The organism is Pseudomonas sp. GXZC, from assembly GCF_026967615.1.
Classification (GTDB): Bacteria; Pseudomonadota; Gammaproteobacteria; order Pseudomonadales; family Pseudomonadaceae; genus Aquipseudomonas; species Aquipseudomonas azotoformans_A.
The window spans coordinates 2362438-2382586 of record NZ_CP114115.1 but is presented as its reverse complement, the minus strand read 5'-3'; the positions used below and the strand labels follow the sequence as shown (position 1 = coordinate 2382586).

The 20149-nt window shown below is 59.2% G+C and carries 14 protein-coding genes, 2 tRNA genes and 2 rRNA genes; 3 read left to right on the top strand and 15 right to left on the bottom strand.

The features are described 5' to 3' along the window. Nucleotides 1–46 precede the first annotated feature (46 nt). The 6 genes from OZ428_RS11435 to OZ428_RS11410 form a co-directional block, all read right to left on the bottom strand. Complete coding sequence (locus tag OZ428_RS11435; protein ID WP_269133411.1) at nucleotides 47–1006, bottom strand: FecR domain-containing protein; 960 nt, start codon at nucleotides 1004–1006, stop codon at nucleotides 47–49. Continuing rightward, entirely contained in the window at nucleotides 1006–1518 is a 513-nt protein-coding gene (locus OZ428_RS11430; protein ID WP_177112107.1) for a sigma-70 family RNA polymerase sigma factor, read from the bottom strand. Before OZ428_RS11430 ends, OZ428_RS11435 begins: the two co-directional genes overlap by 1 nt. A gap of 110 nt (nucleotides 1519–1628) precedes the next feature. Then, nucleotides 1629–2210 carry a DUF4174 domain-containing protein gene (locus OZ428_RS11425; RefSeq protein ID WP_016974820.1) on the bottom strand — a complete coding sequence of 194 codons (582 nt, stop codon included), beginning with the start codon at nucleotides 2208–2210 and terminating at the stop codon, nucleotides 1629–1631. Nucleotides 2211–2374: 164 nt separating this feature from the next. Then, complete coding sequence (locus OZ428_RS11420; protein ID WP_269133410.1) at nucleotides 2375–3007, bottom strand: glutathione S-transferase; 633 nt, start codon at nucleotides 3005–3007, stop codon at nucleotides 2375–2377. Nucleotides 3008–3019: 12 nt separating this feature from the next. After that, nucleotides 3020–3598, bottom strand: a complete 579-nt coding sequence (locus OZ428_RS11415) for a GNAT family N-acetyltransferase (RefSeq protein ID WP_269133409.1) — start codon at nucleotides 3596–3598, stop codon at nucleotides 3020–3022. A gap of 70 nt (nucleotides 3599–3668) precedes the next feature. Next, the gene (locus OZ428_RS11410; RefSeq protein WP_269133408.1) at nucleotides 3669–6026 is read right to left on the bottom strand and encodes a DNA polymerase II; all 2358 of its coding nucleotides are present in this window, start codon (nucleotides 6024–6026) and stop codon (nucleotides 3669–3671) included. 196 nt (nucleotides 6027–6222) lie between these two features. Between OZ428_RS11410 and OZ428_RS11405 the strand changes: the two genes are divergently transcribed. Together OZ428_RS11405 and OZ428_RS11400 are read left to right on the top strand one after the other, a co-directional pair. Then, nucleotides 6223–8454 carry a TonB-dependent receptor gene (locus tag OZ428_RS11405; RefSeq protein ID WP_269133407.1) on the top strand — a complete coding sequence of 744 codons (2232 nt, stop codon included), beginning with the start codon at nucleotides 6223–6225 and terminating at the stop codon, nucleotides 8452–8454. Between the two features lie 87 nt (nucleotides 8455–8541). Beyond that, nucleotides 8542–9129, top strand: a complete 588-nt coding sequence (locus OZ428_RS11400; protein ID WP_269133406.1) for a hypothetical protein — start codon at nucleotides 8542–8544, stop codon at nucleotides 9127–9129. A gap of 41 nt (nucleotides 9130–9170) precedes the next feature. Here OZ428_RS11400 and OZ428_RS11395 read toward each other — a convergent pair whose 3' ends face one another. The 4 genes from OZ428_RS11395 to OZ428_RS11380 all read right to left on the bottom strand — a co-directional run bounded on the left by OZ428_RS11395 (nucleotide 9171) and on the right by OZ428_RS11380 (nucleotide 13792). Beyond that, on the bottom strand, nucleotides 9171–9638 hold the full coding sequence (locus tag OZ428_RS11395; protein ID WP_061436001.1) for an SRPBCC family protein: 468 nt from the start codon (nucleotides 9636–9638) through the stop codon (nucleotides 9171–9173). A gap of 79 nt (nucleotides 9639–9717) precedes the next feature. Then, nucleotides 9718–12216, bottom strand: coding sequence for a TonB-dependent siderophore receptor (locus OZ428_RS11390; RefSeq protein WP_269133405.1), 2499 nt, complete (start codon nucleotides 12214–12216; stop codon nucleotides 9718–9720). A 92-nt stretch (nucleotides 12217–12308) separates the two neighbouring features. Further along, on the bottom strand, nucleotides 12309–13259 hold the full coding sequence (locus OZ428_RS11385) for a FecR domain-containing protein (RefSeq protein ID WP_269133404.1): 951 nt from the start codon (nucleotides 13257–13259) through the stop codon (nucleotides 12309–12311). A 2-nt stretch (nucleotides 13260–13261) separates the two neighbouring features. Continuing rightward, complete coding sequence (locus OZ428_RS11380) at nucleotides 13262–13792, bottom strand: sigma-70 family RNA polymerase sigma factor (protein WP_033899648.1); 531 nt, start codon at nucleotides 13790–13792, stop codon at nucleotides 13262–13264. Between the two features lie 133 nt (nucleotides 13793–13925). On the opposite strand from OZ428_RS11380, the gene OZ428_RS11375 reads away from it, so the two are divergent. Continuing rightward, nucleotides 13926–14327 (top strand): GFA family protein, encoded by a 402-nt coding sequence (locus tag OZ428_RS11375; RefSeq protein WP_269133403.1) that lies wholly within the window; start codon nucleotides 13926–13928, stop codon nucleotides 14325–14327. 1 nt (nucleotide 14328) lies between these two features. On the opposite strand, the gene mrdA is transcribed toward OZ428_RS11375, so the two are convergent. The 5 genes from mrdA to OZ428_RS11350 form a co-directional block, all read right to left on the bottom strand. Then, the gene (mrdA, locus tag OZ428_RS11370) at nucleotides 14329–16221 is read right to left on the bottom strand and encodes a penicillin-binding protein 2 (RefSeq protein ID WP_269133401.1); all 1893 of its coding nucleotides are present in this window, start codon (nucleotides 16219–16221) and stop codon (nucleotides 14329–14331) included. Between the two features lie 257 nt (nucleotides 16222–16478). Further along, nucleotides 16479–16594: ribosomal RNA gene (rrf, locus tag OZ428_RS11365) — 5S ribosomal RNA — on the bottom strand. Between the two features lie 154 nt (nucleotides 16595–16748). Continuing rightward, nucleotides 16749–19640, bottom strand: a 23S ribosomal RNA gene (locus OZ428_RS11360). Nucleotides 19641–19889: 249 nt separating this feature from the next. Beyond that, nucleotides 19890–19965, bottom strand: a tRNA-Ala gene (locus OZ428_RS11355). Nucleotides 19966–19995: 30 nt separating this feature from the next. Beyond that, nucleotides 19996–20072 (bottom strand) — tRNA-Ile (locus tag OZ428_RS11350). Nucleotides 20073–20149: the final 77 nt, after the last annotated feature.

Here is a 20149-nt window from a genome sequence, read left to right as displayed (position 1 = left end):
AAGTCTCGTGAGAAACGCAAACGGACCACCCTGGCGCGAACTAAATTCAAACCCGGTTCAGGCGGGGGTTGAGGGTGACCCAGAAGCGTGTGAAATGCTGCACGTCCAGCTTCAAGGTCTGCCCCAACGCGGCAAGGATGCGGTCGGTGTCGGACAGCGGATAAGTGCCGGACACACGCAAGCCTCGCACGGCCGGGTCACAGGTCAGGCGCCCGCGCCGGTAGCGGCTCAACTCGTCGAGGAAGTCCTCCAACCGCATGCCTTCGGCGACGATCATGCCCCGGCTCCAGGCCAGCTCGCCATTCCGTTGCGGACGACGGGCGAGCAAGGTGTGGGCATCAAAGCTGACCAGCTCATTCGCTTGCAGCACCAGGCTGCGTGACGGGATCTGCACCGACAGTGCGCCCTGGTCGGCCCCCAACTGGGTAAAGCCATCACGCTGGCGCACGCTGAAGCGACCGCTGACGGCACGGGTCAGGCCCTCGGCGGTCTGCACCCACAGCGGACGGGCGTCGGTGAGGTTGGGGTCCACCAGGATTTCACCGCGCAGCACCTGGATTTTCCGTGCGTGCGCGGTGTATTTCACATCGATGGCGGTGTCGGTGTTGAGCTGCACCTGGGTGTTATCCGCCAGGCCGATGCGCCACTGCTCGCCGACGGTGGTGCTGTAGTCGCTGGTCCAGTGCTGCACCAACGCCGTGTCCTTGACGCTCCAAGCAGTAGTGCCCGCCGCCAGCAGCACGGCAAGGTGCTTGATCACTCGACGACGGGACATTGCCGGCAGCAACGTTGCGCGAGCCAAGGCCTGATGAGCCGGCGCGCGCACGTCTTGCATGCGTTGGAGAAACCGTTGGGAATGCTGCCAGGCCAGTTCATGGGCCGGGTCCTGCTCGCGCCAGCGCTGCCAATCGGCGCGGGTCTGTTCAGTGACGTCCGGCGCCTGTAATTCCAGTTGCCAGTGCATCGCCTGTTCGGCGGCTTCGAGGGATAACGGCGATGGATTCATCAACGTTGGCTGTCCAGCAGGATGCACTGCGCACCCGCCTTGACGATGTAGCGCTTGACCGTGGTAACGCTGGCGCCGAGGCGCTCGGCAATCTCGCCGTGACTGAGACCATCAAGCTGCGACCACAGGAATGCCTGGCGCACCGGCAAGGCCAGGCGGCTGAGCACTTCATCGAGGGCCATCAGGGTTTCCAGCAGAATCCACTGGGTTTCGGCGCTGGGCACAGACTCTTCCGGCAACAAGGCCAGGGCTTGCAGATAGGCTTTTTCCAGCTTTTGCCGACGGAAATGATTGGACAGCACACTCTGCGCCACCTTCGCCAGGAAACTGCGCGGCGCCAGAATTTCAACCGGCTGGTTTTTTGCCAGCAGCCGCAGAAAGGTGTCCTGAGCCAGATCGGCGGCACTCTGCGGGCAGTTCAAGCGACGCCACAGCCATTGCTGCAACCAGCGATGTTGTTGGCGGTACAGGGTGGCCAGATCAGTGGGGCTTACCGCAGGAGTCGAAGACATGGAAGGCGCGCGCGAAGAATGAGGCGTAAATGATAACGGTTATCATATTCTTCGTTGCGTCGATGCTGCAAGTTTCTGCTGCAGGAGCCGGCTGGCCGGCTCTGGCGGGGTCAATCGTCCAGTGGTTGCGGGGCTGCGTGCTTGGCGGGTTTGCCGGCCTTGGCACCGGGTTTCGCCGCCGGAGCAGCGGCTGCCGGTTCAGGCTCGGCGGGAGCGGCGGTTTCTTTCTCGGCCATCGGCATCTGGTCGATGGCGCTGAAGAACTCTTTCAGGTCGAGGGTATCCGGTGGCACGGTTTTCTCGACTTTCTTCTCGCCGTCCTTGCCCACCAGGATCACTTTGGTGCCACTGCCGGCACCCAGTTTGAGGGCACGGATCAGTGCATTCGTTTCCGGAGGCGTGAGCTTTTTATTGTCCTTGGGGTCCTTGGCGAACTTCTCGCCTTCGGCGCCGATACTGCCGAACTTCACGGTGTAGAACACCATGTTACGTTCTTCAAAGGACTGCTTGGTTGCAGGCTCGTCCAACTGTTTCTTGAGGGTCGCCAAGGTGTTGTTGCCGGAATCAAGCTCCACCACCACCAGCGGCCGGGCCTTGCCCAAGTCTTGCTTGAGCGGGTTGATATCATCAGCAGCCAACAGCGGCCCCGTAAAAGCCATCAAGGTAGCCAGGGTCAGCGACCGGATGAGCATGCGCACCTCCTTTGTATTCCATGCAGGGTTCTTGAGTTTCATGTCTGCGACAGTCAAATTCAAGGATGATTCCTACACCACTTTAAGAAAGCGTAGGACAGGACGCCCGCTACGCAAGGGTTTGGTAGGCACAAGTGTCATTGTTTCCACTGATTTCGGAAACATCATGAGACCTTCCACTCGGGCCAATGCCGTGCAAATACGGGGGCGACGATGGGGTCGGCATCCACCTGCGCCAGGCTCTGGGCAAAGCCCGGCGCCAGGCCGTTCAATGCCTCTCGCGCTTCATCCCAGCGCGACACCGCCGCCGCCATAAGGCCCAACGCATTCGGCACGCCGTTGGGCGCAAACAGTTGCTCGTCGAACTGATCGGCGAACACCACCCAGGCCTGATGCAGGTAGCGCCGGGTGCCCGTCACCAATTGCGCCTGCACGGTTTCGTTGACGTTGCCGAGCCAGCGTTGCGGGTAGTCGATGATGCCGATGGCCGAGTAACAATTGGCCGCGATGTACACCAGCCCGCGGATGATCTGCGCGCGATTGCCGGCCAGCAAGTCCGAAGCGGGATATTCCAGGCCGAGGTGGATCAGGATCGCGGCACTTTCCGTCAGCACCTGGCCATCGGCGGTGACCAGGGTGGGCACCTGTTTGAGCGGGTTGATCCGGGCCAACTCATCACTGCCCTCACCCTCCGCCCAGGAGGCCGCGTCCACCCGTCGCCACGGCACTGCACAGCGTTGCAGGGCGATTTCGATCATGCAGGAGCCGGATTCGTCGATGCCATACAGCGTGTACATGGGCTTTTCCTCCTAGCGTTGCAGTTTGGCCTGCAAGTTCGCCTTCACCTGTGGCCATTCCGAATCGATGATGCTGAAGCGCACCGAGTTGCGCTTGCGTCCGTCGGGCATGATGCGTTCGTGACGTACGATACCTTCCTGCACGGCGCCGAGGCGCAGGATCGCGGCGCGGGACTTTTCGTTGAGTTCATCGGTGGTGAATTGCACGCGCACGCAGTCGAGCACTTCGAACGCGTAGGTCAGCAACAGCAGCTTGGCTTCGGTGTTGATCGCGCTTTTCTGCGTGGACAGCGCCAGCCAGGTATGGCCGATTTCCAACTTGCGATTGACCCGGTCGACCTTCCAGAACCGCGTACTGCCGACCACTTGGCCGTCTTCACGACGCACCAGGGTGAACGGGATCACGCTACCGGCGTCACGCCCTGCCAGGGCGGTGTCGATGTACTGATCAACCGTGTCCGGGCCCGGTACGTTGGTGACCTTCAGGTTCCACAATTCGCCATCGGCGGCGGCGTCGAGCAAGGCGGCCTTGTGTTCCCTTTGCAGGGGCAGGAGTTCGACCGTGGTGCCGGTCAGTGTGATCAGGGTCATGGTGGCAGCGCCGTCTGGGTGGTCATCAGAGACAGAGAGTGCAGGCTGCCGCCCTGACGAATCAAGCGTTTTAAAACAGGCCCATCTGACCGCCCACCAGGGTGCTGAAATCGTCATTCACGAACGGCAGGATCGCATCCGCCACCGGCTGTAATTGCCGGGTGACGTAGTGGTCGTAATCGATGGGCGCTTGCCGCACTTCCAGCGGTTCCGGGCCGTTGACGCTGATCACGTAGCTGATCCAGCCACCGCGCTGGTACTGGCGCGGGCGGTTCAGGCGGTCGTTGTACTCATCGGCCAGACGCGCGGCGCGCACATGGGGTGGCACGTTGCGCTCGTAGTCGTCCAGCCGGCGGCGCAGGCGCTTGCGGTAGATCAGCAATTCATCGAATTCGCCACTGAGGGTACGGCGTACGTAGTCGCGGATGTAGTCCTGGTGGGGCTGGCGATGGAAGATGCGCTGGTAGAGTTCCTGTTGGAATCGACGGGCCAGGGGCGACCAGTCGCTGCGCACGGTTTCCAGGCCTTTGTAGACCATGTCTTCGCTGCCATCGCTGCGCACCACCAGACCGGCATAGCGTTTCTTGCTGCCCTCCTCCGCGCCACGGATGGTCGGCATGAGGAACCGCGTGAAGTGGGTTTCGTACTGCAACTCCAGGGCGCTTTGCAGGCCGAACGCGGTGAGCAGGTGCTCGCGCCACCAATCGTTGACGTGCTGCACCAAGGCCCTGCCGATACGGCTGGCGTCCTCCTGGGAATGCGCGCTGCCGAGCCACACGAAGGTGGAGTCGGTGTCGCCGTAGATCACCTCATAACCTTGGGCTTCGACCAGTTCGCGGGTCTGGCGCATGATCTGGTGGCCACGCATCGTGATCGACGAGGCCAAGCGTGTATCGAAGAAGCGGCAGCCGCTGGAGCCGAGTACGCCGTAGAAGGCGTTCATGATGATTTTCAGGGCCTGGGACAGCGGCGCGTTGTGTTCGCGCTTGGCCTCCTCGCGGCCTTCGGAAACCCGCTCGACAATGGACGGCAGACAATGCCGGGTGCGGGAAAACCGTGCGCCGCGAAAGCCTTCTACCGAGTCACTGTCGTCGGGGTACTTGAGGCCTTCGATGAGACCCACCGGGTCGATCAGGAAACTGCGGATGATCGACGGGTAGAGGCTTTTGTAGTCGAGCACCAACACCGATTCGTAAAGCCCAGGGCGTGAGTCCATGACAAATCCGCCGGGGCTGGCCTGGGGCGGTTTGTCGCCCAGGTTCGGCGCGACGAAGCCCTGGCGATGCATCAACGGCATGTACAAATGGGTGAACGCGGCGACGGAGCCGCCGTTGCGGTCGGCCGGCAAGCCGGTGACACTGGCGCGCTCCAGCAGGAACTTGAGCAGTTCGGTCTTCTCGAAAATCCGCGTGACCAGCTCGCAGTCCTTGAGGTTGTAGCGCGCCAGGGCGGGCTTGTCCTCGGCGAACATGCGGTTGATCTCGTCCATGCGCTGGTACGGCGTGGAAATGTCCTTGCCTTCGCCCAGCAGGGTTTGCGCGACGTTCTCCAGGCTGAAGGATTCGAAGCTCCAGGTGGCCGAACGCAGGGCTTCGATGCCATCAATGATCAAGCGCCCGCTGCGGCGGCAAAGTAATGATTGCGGCTGCCGTGTTCGCGCCAGGCCATCGGTTCTTCGCCCGGTACCGAGCATGAGCGGCACATTGAGGCGCTGGGCATGTTCGTGCAGCACGCGCAGGTCGAACTGCACCACGTTCCAGCCGATGATCGCATCGGGGTCGTGCAGCGCCAGCCACTGGTTGAGGCGTTCGAGCAGTTGGGCACGGGTGTCGCAATAGTCGAGCTTGAAGTCCACGGCGTCGGTTTTGTTCGGCGGGCCAAGCATGTACACCTGGCGCTCGCTGCAGCCTTCGAGGGCGATGGAATAGAGATCGCCCTGGGCGGTGGTCTCGATGTCGAGGGACACCAGCTTCAGCGGCGGACGGTAGTCGGGCGCGGGTTTCATCTGTGCGTCGCACAGTACGCCGCTGGCGTCGGGTGTGCCGCCGAACCACACCGGGGCAGTGATAAAACGCTCCATCATGTAGCGCTCGGGCGGGCGCACGTCGCCTTCGTAGACGTCGACGCCCGCCGCGCGCAGGCGTTTTTCCACGTCCATCGCCTGGCGGTGCTGGCGGGTGTACAGGCCGAGGACGGGCCGGTGATGGAAATCGCACAGCTGCAAGGAGCGCAGCTCGATATCGCGCTCGCCCTTGAGCAGCCAATCCAGCGGCTTGCGATGGGCCTCAGGGATGAACATCACCGAGGTCTGCACGGGTAGGCGGACAAACCTCGGGCCCTGGTCGGTGGCCAGCCAGAAGCTGACCTCCGTGCCCGCCGGGGTATCGCGCCAATGCCGGGTCAGGACAAAACCCTGCTGTAAATCCACCGTACCGCACCTCAGGAATCGCTTTCAGGGCGTGATTCTACTCGGCATCCACGCGCGCAGACCGTGTCAGTAAAAATTTGTTGCGTGACGTTAATAATAATTACTATCATTCGCGCCGGAGTCGTATCCGCGCAGTGAGGACGCGCAACGCCGTTGCCCTTTCCTCACACATGACGGTTAGCCGTCAGGATCGCCCATGCCCGCCCCATTCGCCGTGCCGTTGCGCCCAACCCTGCTCGCCCTGTGCTGCTCCCTGAGCCTCAGCGCTCACGCTGCAACCCCAGCCACCCCGCAGGATGCGAACACCGGCCAGGAAGGCAACACGCTGGAGCTGGGCGCCACCAACATCAATGCCGACGCCCCCGCGCCAAGCGCCCTGCCCCCGGTGTACGCCGGCGGCCAAGTGGCACGCGGCGGCCAATTGGGTGTGCTGGGCAACCAGGACATCATGGACGTGCCGTTCAGCATGGCCTCCTACACCGAGAAACTGATTCGCGACCAGCAGGCCGAAACCGTCGGCGATGTGCTGCTCAATGATTCGTCCGTGCGCCAGGCGTCGGGGTTTGCCAACCAGGCGCAGACCTTCATGATCCGAGGCCTGCCACTGAATGGCGACGACATTTCCTTCAACGGCTTGTACGGCATCCTGCCGCGCCAGATCATCTCCACCGACGCCCTGGAGCGCGTGGAAGTGTTCAAGGGCCCCAATGCCTTCATCAACGGCGTGACGCCCGGCGGCTCGGGGATCGGCGGTGGTGTGAACCTGCAACCCAAGCGCGCCGATGACGTGCCGCTGCGTCGGTTCAGCACCGATATCAGCAGTGATGGCCGGGTGGGCGAACACTTGGATATTGGCGAGCGCTTCGGTGAAGACAACCGTTTTGGCGCACGGGTGAACCTGTCCCAGCGCGAAGGCGATACCGGTATCGATGATGAAAGCCAGCGCTCGAAGCTGTTTGCCGTCGGCCTGGACTACCGTGGCGATGCGTTGCGCTTGTCGAGTGACTTTGTGTACCAGAAGCAGCGTATCAACGGCGGGCGCAACTCGGTCTTCCTCGGCACCGCCACCCATGTCCCGAATGCACCGTCGGCCGACACCAACTACGCGCCGAGCTGGAGCAGCACCAACCTTGAAGACACCCTGGGGATGCTGCGTGCCGAGTATGACTTGAACGATAACTGGACGGCCTATGCGGCAGCAGGCGCCAAGCACACCCGCGAAATGGGGCGCTACTCGTCGGTGACCCTGACCGATAACCTGGGCAATGCCACCGCCAGCGGTTCGACCATCGCCCATGAAGAAGACAACAGCAGCGTCATGGGTGGCCTGAACGGCAAGTTCCAGACCGGCCCTGTGAGCCATCGACTCAACTTCGGCTTGGCCGGCATCTGGACCCAGGCGCGCAACGCTTATGTGTTCGCCAGCCCACGCACCCTCACCAATATCTACAACCCTGTGACCGGTGCGCCACCGGCCCTGAACAATCCACGCAATACACCGGGCACCGACTTCAGCGACCCGACCATCACCGCCAAGACCTTTGTGCGCAGTACGGCGGTGTCCGACACGCTGGGGTTCTTCGATGACCGCCTGTTGGTGACGGTCGGTGCACGCCGCCAGCAGATTGTCGTGCAGGGTTACAACTACATGAGCGGCACGCGCACGGCCAACTACGACGAGTCGATCACCACGCCGGTCTATGGCCTGGTCTTCAAGCCGTGGGAGCATGTGTCCTTCTATGCCAACCGCATCGAAGGTTTGGCCCAGGGCCCGACCTCCCCCGTCAACTCGGGCAACCGGACCATCATCGGCGGTGGCGAGGTGTTTGCGCCAGCGCGCTCCAAGCAGATTGAGGCCGGCGTGAAAGTTGATATGGGCACCTATGGGGCAACGCTGGGTGTTTACCGTATCGAACAACCTGGGGCCGGTTACGTTCAGGTCATCGATGCAACGACAGCGCGCTACGTTCGCGAAGGCCTGCAGATCAACAAAGGCGTTGAGTTGAACGTCTTCGGCGAACCGGTCAGCGGCCTGCGCCTGCTGGGCGGTGTGACGGTGATGAAGACCGAACTCAAGGACACGCAAAACGGCGCCAACGACGGTAATCGTGCCATCGGCGTGCCTTCGTTCCAGCTCAATGCTGGCGTGGATTGGGATGTGCCTGGCCTGCAAGGCGTGACCCTCAACGGCCGCATGCTACGCACCGGCGGGCAGTACGCCGACGCAGCGAACAACCTGAGCCTGCCCGCATGGAACCGCTTCGATATCGGCGCGCGCTACAACTTCAAGGTGGCCCAGCGTGATGTCACCCTCGGCGCCACCGTGGAGAACGTTGCCAACGAGAAGTACTGGGAATCGGCCCAGGGCGGTTTCCTGAGCCAAGGCGATCCGCGCGTCGCCAAGCTGTCGGCCAGCGTGGACTTCTAACAGAACGGCAACAACGTGAGCCGGCAGATTTGCGCATCGCCGGCTCACCACTAGACTCAGGGCTTCTCTCACATGGAAGTCCTGACAATGAAGTTATCTCGCTCCCTTCGCCAGGCAATCGCCTTGGCCACTCTACTGTCCGCCGGCCACTTGGTGGCCCATGCCGCCGATATCCCGCTGTCCAAATCCCTTGAAGCCGATGAAGTCACCACCAAGGTGCTGGCGGTAGATGCCGCCAAGCATCAAGTCGTGCTTGCGGGTGCCGAGGGCCGTGAGGTGCATGTGCAACTCACCGATGCCGCCAAGGACCTGGGCAACCTCAAGGTCGGCGACCAGGTCAAGGTGTTGACCACCCACTCGGTCGCGGCCGTGCTGGACACCGACGTGGACAAGAGCGCTCCGGACGCCAGCGAAAAAGCCGGCGTGATCCGCGCCACCGCCGACAACCCCAACCCAGGTGGCGCGGCCTTCCGCCAGGTGCAGGTGCAGCTGAAGATCACTCATATCGACCTGAAGAAAAACCAGGTCACCCTGGAGAATCCAGCCGGTGCGACGAAGGTGTTGAACGTTGAGAAACCGGAAATCCGCGCCGGCCTCAAAGACCTCAAGGTCGGGCAGAGTGTGGTGGTGACTTACACCGACACCCTGGAGATCACCACCGCTCACGAAAGCTGAGACCGGTGAAAGGCGGGCATCACTGATGATGCCCGCTACCTTCAAGCCTGGCGGGCCTGGCTCAGGTAGTTTTCGATGTTGCCCATCTGTTCGTCCCAACCACGGGAATTCATTTTGAAGGCCTTCTGCCGTCGTGCCTCAGGCACGGCATCGAACCCGGATTCGACCACCCGCAGCAGTATGCCCGGCGCCCGATCCTCAATGGTGAATTCCACCAAGGTTGGGGTTTCCTGGTCGTAGTCGACACCCTCCTCTACCGCGAAGGGATGCCACCAGAAAGAAAACAGTGTTTGCGGCAGGATGCGTTCGATCCTGGCCTTCCAGATCACATGTTCGTAGCCCGGATAAGTGATCGGCGCCTCGATACTTTGCCCGGCAACGAAGGTTTTACCCTTGAGTGCGATACCGAACCAACGGCCGAATTGCTCGGCATCGGTGAGGGCTTCCCAGACTTGTTTACGTGAAGCGTTGAGCAGGACTTTTCGTTCGATTCGATCCAATACGTGCATAAGTCACCTCCTCCATTGACAGTAGGCGACATCGAACAATGCGCAACCTTTCAGCCGCGCATTGGTGTTGCGACTTACTTCAGAACGTCCACTTGGCATTGACCATCGCGTTACGCGGCTCGCCGTAGGAGCCCGAGTTGAACGTGCCCATGCCGTCGTAATACTTCTTGTCGAATAGATTGTTGACGTTCAGCCCCACCGACAAATGCTCGTCCACTTGGTAGTTGGCCAACAGGCCCACCACAGCGAAGGGGTCTTGGACCGCCTTGTAGTACGGCCCGGTGTAGTTGATCTGGGTGGTGGCGTACATCTCGCTTTGCCAGGTGACATTGCCGCCCACGGTCAAGCGGCTCAGGGCACCCGGCAGGCGGTAAGTGGTGCCCAGCTTGAACAGGTTGAGCGGCTGGTTGACCTGCACGCGCTCGCCGTCCTTAGAGTGCGATTCACGGTAGGTGTAGCCGCCGAATACGTTCCAACCGGCGGCCACTTCACCGGAAATCTCGGTTTCGACACCGCGCGTGGTGGTGCCGGCGATGGCCTTGTACACCGTCTTGCCGGTGGCATCGTTACCCGAGTCGGCAGCGGTGTTCTTTTGCTCGATGTCGAACAGGGCGATGCTCGCGTTCAACGCACCGTCGAAGAATTCACCCTTGAGTCCGATCTCGTAGTTGTCGCCTTCCAACGGCGCCAGCAAGCCGCCGCTGGCGGTTTTGTAGAACGTCTGCGGCAGGAAGATGCTGGTGTAGCTGGCGTAGACCGAGTAGGTGTCGTTCAGGTCGTAGATGATGCCCGCGTAGGGCGTCACAACGCCGGTCTTCTTGGTCTTGTCGGTCTTTTGCGAGTAAGGGGCATATTCCGTCACCTCATCGAGCTGCTTCCACCAACTGACGCGGGTGCCGAGAATGAGGGTCAGCGGGTCCATCGGTTTCAAACGCAGCGCGCCATACACACCGGTCTGTTGCAGCGTGGTAACGGCCCCCCCGGCTTCGTTGTAGGAACGGCGCCCATACTGCCTGCCGTCCCAAGTGAAGATGTTGTCCACATCACCATAGTCATTGTCCTGGCCGGCCAGGGTACTGCTGTAGTTGGGGAAATTCAGGTGAGTGTGCGAAGTGCTCGCGCCCACTACCAATTCATGCTCACGCCCTCCCAGCTGGAACGGACCGTTGGCGTACACATCGAGCGTGTCCTGGGCCTGGTAGCTGTCGAGGCGGTAGATGAACGCCTTGGCGCCCTGGCCTGTGATCGGGTCCGGGTAGCTGCCACTGGCGGAAGCGCCCTGCCCTTTGCGATAGGAATACTGATGGCTGTAGGCAGTCTTCAAGCTCCAGTCGTTGTCCAGTTTGTGGTCCAGCATCGTGGTGAAGGTGTAGCTGGTGTTGTCCATGTAGCTGGAGCGCGTCGCCGGGTTGAAGGAGCGCGAGAAATCGGTCTGGCGGCCATTGTTGTAGAACAACGGAATATGACCATAGCTGGTGCCATTGGCATCGTTGTTCTGGTAATCCAGGCTGGTGCGCAGGGTAGTGGAGTCATTCAGGTCGATATCCAGCGCGCCATACATCACACGCTTCTCTTGCTTGTACCAGTCCACGAAGGACTTCTGTTTCTGGTACGCCGCGACAAAACGCCCACGCACATTGCCGGTCTCGGTCAACGGGCCGGACACGTCGACTTCAGAGCGATAGCGGTCCCAGGCGCCTGCTTCTCCCGCGATGTGCGCCTGGAAGTCTTTGGTCGGGCGCTTGCGCACCAGGTTGATGGTGGCCGACGGCGTGCCTGCACCACTCATCAAGCCGGTGGCACCGCGCACGACCTCGACGCGGTCGTAGATGACCATGTCGGAAAGCGGGCCGATGAATTGCTGGGATTCGTTGGCGATCTGGGACGGAATCCCGTCGTACTGGAAGTTCTGGATCTCGAAGCCGCGGGAATAAAAGGAGTAGCGCTCGCTGTCTCGATGGTTGCTGCTGACGCCGGGTGTGAAGCTCAGCACTTCGCTGAGGGTCGACAGGTGTTGATCGTCCATCAGTTGGCGAGTGACCACACTGACCGACTGCGGGGTTTCACGCAGGGACAGCGGCAGTTTCGTCGCCGTGCTGGCCGCACCCGTGGTGTAGGAACCGCTGTTTTCGGTAGTCAGCCCCAGCCCTTCAGCGTTGATGCTGGTGGCGCCAAGGCTCAGGGTGCCCGTGCTGGCTTGGGGCGCCAGGCCGTAACTGCCGTCGTTATTGACGGACAGCGCCAGGTTGCTGCCCGCCAACAGTCGGGCAAAGCCTTGTTCGATGCTGTAAGTACCTTGCAGACCGGCACTTTGCTTGCCGGCGGTCAGGCCCGAATCGAAGGACAACACCACGCCGGCATCACTGGCAAATCGGCTCAATACCGAGCCCAGCGGGCCTGGGGCAATGGCGAAAGCCTGCTGCTGGCTGGCAGCCATTGCGCTGGAACCTGTCGCAAACAGTGGGGCCAGCAGCCCGACTTGCACCATCAACGACACGCCAAACAGCGCGACCTGCAAAGGCTTTTTGCGAAATGACCGAAGCGGCTGAGTGGCGACTGAGGTTTGCCCTGCGCGCATGTTGACTCCTGAAGGTGCGAACGAATGAAGGGGGTTTGCAGGAGGAGTCGAACGAGATGCGGCCAATCGACAACAGTTGTTGATAATTATTTTCAGCCGCGTGGGACGACGGTCGTCCAATAACGGGTGCGTGCACTGAGACGCACCGGCAGCGCGTGGGTCAGGGCGTTGAGGGCAAGGTCGATATCGTCCAGGGAATAAGCCCCCGAGACTGTCAGATGGCCGACTTCAGACGCGCATCCCAGGTAACCCGACCGGTAGCGCGACAATTCGGCCAGCAGGCGATCCAGGCGCCAGTTGTCGACGATCAGCCGACCCTGCGCCCATTCGCCTTCGCCAGGTTCGTTGGCCCGAAGGGAGAGCATGCGTCGGGTATCGAACGTGACAGTCTGGCCGGCGGTGATCACGGTTTGCGCAGGTTCGATGCCCTGACGCACCGCCACCGCGTGTTGCAATACGCTCATGCCGGTGAAGTCATCGAACTGGCGAACGGTAAACCGCGTGCCCAACGCGCGCATTTCACCTTGGGCACTGCGTACCCGCAAAGGGCGTGGGTCGGGGGCCGTTTCCACTAGGATTTCGCCGGCACGCAGAATCAGCAAGCGTTGCTCGGCGGTGTAGTGGATGTCCACGGCGCTGGCGGTGTTGAGGGACAGCCGTGTGCCATCGTCCAGGCGCAGGCTGTGGCGCTCGCCAGTGGTGGTGCGTTGATCGGCCATCCACAGCGGCGCTTGTCGATAGCCCGACCAACCGATGGCGCTCATGCCGGCACCGATCACCACACTCTTGAGCAGTGCGCGGCGGCCAAATCGCCGGGATTGGTCGGCAGCGACGTCCAGTACATTGACGGCCACCGTGCCGGGCAGACTCTGGAGCTGGCTTTGCAGGAGTTCCACGCGCTGCCACGCCCATTGGTTCAGCGGGTTTTCATCTCGCCAGGCGAGCCAAGCCGCGTGCAACTCAGGGTCGCCCGGCTCGGCTGCCAGGCGTGCGACCCAGTGGGCCGCCCCGCTGAGGGCTTGGCGCTGCGCGTCACGGGTCACCGTCAATGCTCCAGGGCGAAGATCAGGCAATGCTCGGTGGCTTTGGCGATGTATTTGGTCACCGAACTTACCGAGACCTGTAGCTGTTCGGCAATGTCCTTGTAAGGCATGCCCTGCAACTGCGAAAGCAGGAAGGCACGTTTGGCCTTACGCCCCAAGCCATTGAGCATGGCATCCAGACGCTGCAGGGTTTCGATGACCAACAGCCGCTCCTCCGGCGAGATGGCATAGGCCTGCGGCTGCTCGGCCATGGCTTGGAGATAAGCCTGCTCCAGGGCTTTGCGGCGAAAGCTGTCGATCATGACGCGCTTGGCAATTGTCACCAGGAAATGCCGTGGTTCCTTCAACTCAGCGGCCACCGGCTGCGTGCGTTCGGCCAGCAATAAACGAATGAAGGTGTCTTGAGCCAGGTCAGCCGCCTGATGGGAGCAACCCAGGCGCGAACGCAGCCAGCTGACCAACCAGCGGTGGTGGTCACCGTAGAGTTGGCCAATGGGTTCGTGGGAAGAATGAGGCCCAGCAGACAAAGGCATAATGATATTGCGCACGAATGAGAACGCTTCGCAATTTAGAGCAATGTAGGAATAAGGGCAATGGCTTGTATGACTGTGATGCGCAGCGTGTCGGCGAAAGGTAAATTATCCCCCTCCCCCTGAGGTGATCACGATGACTCAACAGCTCCATGGAAGTTGCTTCTGCAAGGCCGTGCACTATCAACTCGACAGCCTGGATATGCCCATCAGCCACTGCCATTGCGACAGCTGCCGCAAGGTGCACGCGGCGGCATTTGTGGCAACAGCCGGCGTGATGCGTGAGCACTTTCGCTGGACACAGGGCCAGGAGTGGCTGGCGTCCTTCGAATCGTCGCCGGGTAAACTCCGGCATTTCTGCTCGCGCTGCGGCTCACACCTGATGGCAGAGCGTGGGCATCAGCCCCACGTCATTGTACGGGTGGCGACGCTGGACGATGATCCGGGCGTCAGGCCCACCGCGCACATCTGGACGGCCCATGATGTGCCTTGGCTGGCCTACGAAGGCGTAGACCAGTGGGATGAGTGGAAAGCCTGAATCACACCTTGGGGTCGCCGGGCGCTTTGGCTGGCGTCGCATATTGCGGTTTCAGGTGGCCTTCCTGGTCGAGCAGCCAGGCGTCCATGATCTGGCGCACCACCGGACCCGCCACGCGACCGCCGGCCTCGCCGTTTTCGATCATCACCGAAATCACGATCTTCGGGTGTTCCGCTGGCGCGAAGCCGACGAACAGGGCGTTGTCGCGATGGCGCTCGAGGGTCTTCTCACGGTTGTAACGCTCGCCCTGTTTGATCGCCACCACTTGCGCCGTACCACTCTTGCCGGCAATGCGATATTGCGCGCCTTGTGCGGCAGCACGGGCAATGCCGCGTGGGTCGTGCATCACCAGTTGCATGCCATGATTGACCTGTTCCCAATCACGTGGATCCTTGAGGACCACGTTGGGCATCGGGTTTTCATCCACCGGCGGCACGCCGTTGATGGTCTTGGCCAGGTGCGGTCGGTTCCACACGCCTTTGTTGGCAATCAGTGCGGTGGCCTGGGCCAGTTGCAGTGGCGTGACCTGCATGTAGCCCTGGCCAATGCCGAGGATCACGGTTTCGCCCGGGAACCAGGGTTGCCGGCGCGTTGCGCGCTTCCAGGCCTGGGAAGGCATCAGGCCAGCGGACTCTTCGAACATGTCCAATGAGACCTTCTGGCCCAGGCCGAACTCAGCCAGATAGTCATGCAGGCGATCGATGCCCAGCTTGTGGGCGAGGTCGTAAAAATAGGTGTCGTTGGAGCGCATGATGGCTGCGTCCATATCTACCCAGCCGTCACCGCTGTGGTTCCAGTTGCGGTATTTATGGTCAAAGTCCGGCAATTGGTAGTAGCCAGGGTCGAACACGCGGGTTTGTGCAGTGACAACGCCACTGTCCAAGCCGGCGATGGCGACTTCCGGTTTGATCGTCGAGCCTGGCGCGTAGAGACCCCGTAGCACGCGGTTGAACAGCGGTAGGTCGATAGAATCGTGCAGTGCAGCGTATTCCTTGAAGCTGATACCGGTGACAAACAAGTTCGGATCGAAACTGGGCTTGCTGACCATGGCGAGAACTTCGCCGGTTTGCGGGTCCAGTGCAACCACCGAGCCACGGCGATCACCCAAGGCTTCTTCCGCCGCTTCCTGGAGGTGCACGTCAAGGCTCAGCACGATGTTTTTGCCGGGAATCGGGTCGGTGTGCTTGAGTACGCGCAGTACGCGGCCCTGCGCATTGGTCTCGACTTCTTCATAGCCGACGTGGCCATGCAGCTCAGATTCGTAAAAGCGCTCGATACCGGTCTTGCCGATGGACTGCGTACCGCGATACTCCACGGAGTCGAGGGCTTTGGATTCCTTCTCGTTGATCCGACCTACGTAACCGATGGAGTGCGCAAAGTGAGCGCCCAACGGGTAATGGCGGACGAACTGCGGTTCTACGTCTACGCCAGGGAGGCGGAACTCGTTCACGGCCAGTAGCGCGATCTGCTCTTCGGTCAGTTCGTAAAACAAGGTCACAGGGACGAAGGGATGGCGTGCCTGCTTCAGCGCTTTGTCGAAGACCGCGCGGTCTTCGGCCGGCAGGTGCAGCAGGCTGACGATAGCGTCCAGCTCGCCCTTGAGGTCGGTGGTGCGTTCGCGGGTGATGGTCAGGTTGTAGCTGGGGCGGTTGTCGGCCAGTACCACGCCGTTACGGTCGTAGATCAACCCACGCGTCGGGGTAATCGGCAGTACATGGACACGGTTGTTTTCGGAAATCGTGGAGTGGTAGTCAAACTGTACAACCTGCAGGAAGTACATGCGCCCTACCAGCGCGCAGGTGATGCCAATCACCAACAGTGCACAGGCGAGCAGGCGCTTGTTGACCAGGCGGTTCTCTTTTTCGTGATCTTTGATCGGTATCGGTTCAGGCATTTCTACAGCATCTCGTTGAAGAAGGTCGACGCCGCGTCCTGCGGATAAAAGATCAATCCCTGTGAAAATGTGCTGCACCATACCAAAAATGCGGAAACACTTTGCATCGAATTCCCGAACGGCATGCTAATGAGCCCTTTTTGAGAGGAATTGCGCTGAGGACGTTTGGTGTTATGAGGTTGATGTGTGGTGACTGGATTTTCGACCGCCCAAAACAAAACCCCATCTGCTTTCGCAAATGGGGTTTCGGAATTTAATCTTGACGATGACCTACTCTCACATGGGGAAACCCCATACTACCATCGGCGATGCATCGTTTCACTGCTGAGTTCGGGATGGGATCAGGTGGTTCCAATGCTCTATGGTCGTCAAGAAATTCGGGTACTGAGTCGTGGCAGGTGCCTCGCTTCAGCAAATTGGGTATGTGATAGCTTTCGGTGTTTTGTGAGCATCGAACTTTCGGTTCTATCGTCTTCACACACCGCAATCTGATGCTCTTTCGAGTAGTCAAATTGCTTGGGTGTTATATGGTCAAGCCTCACGGGCAATTAGTATTGGTTAGCTCAACGCCTCACAGCGCTTACACACCCAACCTATCAACGTCGTAGTCTTCGACGGCCCTTCAGGGAACTCAAGGTTCCAGTGAGATCTCATCTTGAGGCTAGTTTCCCGCTTAGATGCTTTCAGCGGTTATCTATTCCGAACATAGCTACCCGGCAATGCCACTGGCGTGACAACCGGAACACCAGAGGTTCGTCCACTCCGGTCCTCTCGTACTAGGAGCAGCCCCTCTCAAATCTCAAACGTCCACGGCAGATAGGGACCGAACTGTCTCACGACGTTCTAAACCCAGCTCGCGTACCACTTTAAATGGCGAACAGCCATACCCTTGGGACCGGCTTCAGCCCCAGGATGTGATGAGCCGACATCGAGGTGCCAAACACCGCCGTCGATATGAACTCTTGGGCGGTATCAGCCTGTTATCCCCGGAGTACCTTTTATCCGTTGAGCGATGGCCCTTCCATACAGAACCACCGGATCACTAAGACCTACTTTCGTACCTGCTCGACGTGTCTGTCTCGCAGTCAAGCGCGCTTTTGCCTTTATACTCTACGACCGATTTCCGACCGGTCTGAGCGCACCTTCGTACTCCTCCGTTACTCTTTAGGAGGAGACCGCCCCAGTCAAACTACCCACCATACACTGTCCTCGATCCGGATAACGGACCTGAGTTAGAACCTCAAAGTTGCCAGGGTGGTATTTCAAGGTTGGCTCCACGCAGACTGGCGTCCACGCTTCAAAGCCTCCCACCTATCCTACACAAGCAAATTCAAAGTCCAGTGCAAAGCTATAGTAAAGGTTCACGGGGTCTTTCCGTCTAGCCGCGGATACACTGCATCTTCACAGCGATTTCAATTTCACTGAGTCTCGGGTGGAGACAGCGCCGCCATCGTTACGCCATTCGTGCAGGTCGGAACTTACCCGACAAGGAATTTCGCTACCTTAGGACCGTTATAGTTACGGCCGCCGTTTACCGGGGCTTCGATCAAGAGCTTCGCGTTAGCTAACCCCATCAATTAACCTTCCGGCACCGGGCAGGCGTCACACCCTATACGTCCACTTTCGTGTTTGCAGAGTGCTGTGTTTTTAATAAACAGTCGCAGCGGCCTGGTATCTTCGACCGGCATGAGCTTACGGAGCAAGTCCTTCACCCTCACCGGCGCACCTTCTCCCGAAGTTACGGTGCCATTTTGCCTAGTTCCTTCACCCGAGTTCTCTCAAGCGCCTTGGTATTCTCTACCCAACCACCTGTGTCGGTTTGGGGTACGGTTCCTGGTTACCTGAAGCTTAGAAGCTTTTCTTGGAAGCATGGCATCAACCACTTCGTTATCTAAAAGATAACTCGTCATCAGCTCTCGGCCTTAGAATCCCGGATTTACCTAAGATTCCAGCCTACCACCTTAAACTTGGACAACCAACGCCAAGCTGGCCTAGCCTTCTCCGTCCCTCCATCGCAATAACCAGAAGTACAGGAATATTAACCTGTTTTCCATCGACTACGCTTTTCAGCCTCGCCTTAGGGACCGACTAACCCTGCGTCGATTAACGTTGCGCAGGAAACCTTGGTCTTTCGGCGTGGGTGTTTTTCACACCCATTGTCGTTACTCATGTCAGCATTCGCACTTCTGATACCTCCAGCAAGCTTCTCAACTCACCTTCACAGGCTTACAGAACGCTCCTCTACCGCATCACTTACGTGATACCCGTAGCTTCGGTGTATGGTTTGAGCCCCGTTACATCTTCCGCGCAGGCCGACTCGACTAGTGAGCTATTACGCTTTCTTTAAAGGGTGGCTGCTTCTAAGCCAACCTCCTAGCTGTCTAAGCCTTCCCACATCGTTTCCCACTTAACCATAACTTTGGGACCTTAGCTGACGGTCTGGGTTGTTTCCCTTTTCACGACGGACGTTAGCACCCGCCGTGTGTCTCCCATGCTCGGCACTTGTAGGTATTCGGAGTTTGCATCGGTTTGGTAAGTCGGGATGACCCCCTAGCCGAAACAGTGCTCTACCCCCTACAGTGATACATGAGGCGCTACCTAAATAGCTTTCGAGGAGAACCAGCTATCTCCGAGCTTGATTAGCCTTTCACTCCGATCCACAGGTCATCCGCTAACTTTTCAACGGTAGTCGGTTCGGTCCTCCAGTTAGTGTTACCCAACCTTCAACCTGCCCATGGATAGATCGCCCGGTTTCGGGTCTATTCCCAGCGACTAGACGCCCTATTAAGACTCGCTTTCGCTACGCCTCCCCTATTCGGTTAAGCTCGCCACTGAAAATAAGTCGCTGACCCATTATACAAAAGGTACGCAGTCACCCAACAAAGTGGGCTCCCACTGCTTGTACGCATACGGTTTCAGGATCTATTTCACTCCCCTCTCCGGGGTTCTTTTCGCCTTTCCCTCACGGTACTAGTTCACTATCGGTCAGTCAGTAGTATTTAGCCTTGGAGGATGGTCCCCCCATATTCAGACAAAGTTTCTCGTGCTCCGTCCTACTCGATTTCATGACTAAGAGATTTTCGCGTACAGGGCTATCACCCACTATGGCCGCACTTTCCAGAGCGTTCCGCTAATCTCAAAGCCACTTAAGGGCTAGTCCCCGTTCGCTCGCCACTACTAAGGGAATCTCGGTTGATTTCTTTTCCTCAGGGTACTTAGATGTTTCAGTTCCCCTGGTTCGCCTCTTACGCCTATGTATTCAGCGTAAGATAACCATCTTATGATGGCTGGGTTCCCCCATTCAGACATCTCCGGATCAAAGTCTGTTTGCCGACTCCCCGAAGCTTTTCGCAGGCTACCACGTCTTTCATCGCCTCTGACTGCCAAGGCATCCACCGTATGCGCTTCTTCACTTGACCATATAACCCCAAGCAATCTGGTTATACTGTGAAGACAACATTCGCCGAAAATTCGATAATACTCAAAACTGAGTAACTCACAAATTTTACCTTAGCCTGATCCGTTACCAGTGAAAGTAACGTTCAGTCTATCTTTCTATCACATACCCAAATTTTTAAAGAACGATCTAATCAAAGACTAGAAATCAACATTCACCATCAACCTGATGGAATGCTCATTTCTAAGCTTTCAACTTCTAGAAGCAGTAGTGGTGGAGCCAAACGGGATCGAACCGTTGACCTCCTGCGTGCAAGGCAGGCGCTCTCCCAGCTGAGCTATGGCCCCGTATTTCTACAGGCGTTTCCCACACAAAATTGGTGGGTCTGGGCAGATTCGAACTGCCGACCTCACCCTTATCAGGGGTGCGCTCTAACCAACTGAGCTACAGACCCAATTTCGGGCTGCTTCTTATCGTCTTCTTCAATGAATCAAGCAATTCGTGTGGGAACTTATGGAGCAGCTGATGTCG

What these genes read in the sequence shown, in the direction of transcription:
- OZ428_RS11380 (WP_033899648.1), bottom strand. Translation starts at nt 13,792, where the DNA reads ATGCCTTTGTCTGCTGGGCCTCATTCTTCCCACGAACCCATTGGCCAA.
- OZ428_RS11395 (WP_061436001.1), bottom strand. Translation starts at nt 9,638, where the DNA reads ATGCACGTATTGGATCGAATCGAACGAAAAGTCCTGCTCAACGCTTCA.
- OZ428_RS11420 (WP_269133410.1), bottom strand. Translation starts at nt 3,007, where the DNA reads ATGTACACGCTGTATGGCATCGACGAATCCGGCTCCTGCATGATCGAA.
- OZ428_RS11375 (WP_269133403.1), top strand. Translation starts at nt 13,926, where the DNA reads ATGACTCAACAGCTCCATGGAAGTTGCTTCTGCAAGGCCGTGCACTAT.
- OZ428_RS11435 (WP_269133411.1), bottom strand. Translation starts at nt 1,006, where the DNA reads ATGAATCCATCGCCGTTATCCCTCGAAGCCGCCGAACAGGCGATGCAC.
- OZ428_RS11400 (WP_269133406.1), top strand. Translation starts at nt 8,542, where the DNA reads ATGAAGTTATCTCGCTCCCTTCGCCAGGCAATCGCCTTGGCCACTCTA.
- OZ428_RS11390 (WP_269133405.1), bottom strand. Translation starts at nt 12,216, where the DNA reads ATGCGCGCAGGGCAAACCTCAGTCGCCACTCAGCCGCTTCGGTCATTT.
- OZ428_RS11405 (WP_269133407.1), top strand. Translation starts at nt 6,223, where the DNA reads ATGCCCGCCCCATTCGCCGTGCCGTTGCGCCCAACCCTGCTCGCCCTG.
- OZ428_RS11415 (WP_269133409.1), bottom strand. Translation starts at nt 3,598, where the DNA reads ATGACCCTGATCACACTGACCGGCACCACGGTCGAACTCCTGCCCCTG.
- OZ428_RS11430 (WP_177112107.1), bottom strand. Translation starts at nt 1,518, where the DNA reads ATGTCTTCGACTCCTGCGGTAAGCCCCACTGATCTGGCCACCCTGTAC.
- OZ428_RS11425 (WP_016974820.1), bottom strand. Translation starts at nt 2,210, where the DNA reads ATGCTCATCCGGTCGCTGACCCTGGCTACCTTGATGGCTTTTACGGGG.
- mrdA (WP_269133401.1), bottom strand. Translation starts at nt 16,221, where the DNA reads ATGCCTGAACCGATACCGATCAAAGATCACGAAAAAGAGAACCGCCTG.